Source organism: Burkholderia sp. LFS061 (assembly GCF_047978125.1).
In the GTDB taxonomy this organism is placed as follows: domain Bacteria; phylum Pseudomonadota; class Gammaproteobacteria; order Burkholderiales; family Burkholderiaceae; genus Burkholderia; species Burkholderia pyrrocinia_C.
On the sequence record NZ_JBFPFS010000173.1, the window covers coordinates 1 to 250 of the forward strand.

The 250-nt window shown below is 61.2% G+C and carries 1 pseudogene; it reads right to left on the reverse strand.

The features are described from left to right. Window positions 1-250, reverse strand: a pseudogene (locus tag ACNQQL_RS36225) (IS110 family transposase); the annotation flags it as partial.

The window sequence follows — 250 nt, forward strand, 5'->3', positions numbered from 1 at the left end:
GATGGCGACGAGGCGCGGTGGCAGTGAATGATCGGCGAGCACGGCCGGCAAGCGTTTGATAACGGCGTTGCCGATAGGCAGGCTGATGCCGAACTCAAGCAGAAAGCCGTGTATCTGATTAACGGCTTTAACTCGATCGCGCACCAGCGAATCGCGGACCCGATGCAGGGCTGACAGCGTCTGCTGTGATTCCGTCTTTGGTGTCACAAATCGCATGGCGGGGCGCGAGGCCGCCTCGCAGATCGCCTCG